At 24.1% G+C, this 1,200-nt stretch carries 2 protein-coding genes; both read right to left on the bottom strand.

The genetic code is table 11. The features are described from left to right. Nucleotides 1–185 precede the first annotated feature (185 nt). Nucleotides 186–458, bottom strand: coding sequence for a hypothetical protein (locus tag RI68_RS04385; protein ID WP_017193712.1), 273 nt, complete (start codon nt 456–458; stop codon nt 186–188). Then, the gene (locus RI68_RS04380) at nt 437–832 is read right to left on the bottom strand and encodes a hypothetical protein (RefSeq protein ID WP_017193711.1); all 396 of its coding nucleotides are present in this window, start codon (nt 830–832) and stop codon (nt 437–439) included. Before RI68_RS04380 ends, RI68_RS04385 begins: the two co-directional genes overlap by 22 nt. Between the last annotated feature and the right edge of the window lie 368 nt (nt 833–1,200).

Below are 1,200 nucleotides of genomic sequence, written 5' to 3'. Positions count from 1 at the left end.
TGTTTTAGCTAAGCCTAACCATCTTAAAAGTTGGTTTAAAGGAATTTTTTCTTTATATTCATGAATGATTTCAAAATAAAGTTTTTTATTTTTTTAAAAAAACCATCCGCAAAGTATTTATTAATGAGAATGAGGATGGTTTTTTTGTTTATTATTTTTGTTTATTAAACGCGTTCTAACGGCTTTTAAAGGCTTTTTATCTTTTCTTGAAGTTTATTAAACTCGTTTTGATTTATTTTTTGTTTTAAAATATTGTTTAAAGCGTGAAAAAAACAATAACCATCGCTTGGAGTGTCATCACATTTCTCAATATAAAAATGCGAATTATTTATGTTTTTCATTTGGCAGATAATTTGATCCTCGAATTTAGTTGTCGCACTATATTCTTCATCATGACAATTATTTTTAGCATTTTTAACCATATGTTTTTCAATTTTTAAAAAAATATTTTTTTCCAATTGTTTGCTGATCCCCAATCGATTGTTCCTTGGATTAAAGTCAAGCAAGCAGTTTTCAAGCATCCTTGCAAAGTTTTATCAATAAATTCAATCATTTCTTTTGCATCAGGAATGAAAATAATGGGATAAGTTTCTTGTGTGTTATAGTTTTTCATAAATTCTTCAAGTCCTAAAAGAGGCAATAATTTTATATTTGTGAAGTTTTTGATTTTTTCTTGCTTTAAATTGCTTACTTTTTCATCGTAATATTTTTTGATATTCGAAAAAGAATTATCTTGTAAATTAGTATATTGGCGATGAGAAGCGTTGTTGTAATGATGTTCGTTGTGAGGGGATATTTTGATGATAAAGAATAAAGTGAACAAAAAACCCATTGCAATGAAAAAGTGATATAAATATTTTTTTACTATTTTCGTAATCGTCCTTTTTTATTAAATTAATTTGAATAATTATTTTTTTTGATAAATAAAAAAATATCCCCCTAATTCATCTTTTCAATAAATAAAAAAACATTTTATTGATTTTTTATAATTTATTTCATTAGTAAAGTTATTTCTTTAAAGAAACTTTATCTTTATCATATTTTTATTTTTGAAAAATCAGGTGTATTATTTTTCCTCTTTTGCGGCTGTAGTTTGCTTTTGATTAAAAAAAGATATAATTTTAAGGGGAGAAAATAATGGATAATTGAAAGGGAATGAAAATATAATATTATTAAAAAAATATATCGCAAAGATCGGAA

It is taken from the genome of Vaccinium witches'-broom phytoplasma str. VAC (assembly GCF_000309405.1).
Lineage (GTDB): Bacteria > Bacillota_I > Bacilli_A > Acholeplasmatales > Acholeplasmataceae > Phytoplasma.
Note: the sequence above shows the minus strand (reverse complement) of the source record. Positions and strands in the feature narration are given on the sequence as shown.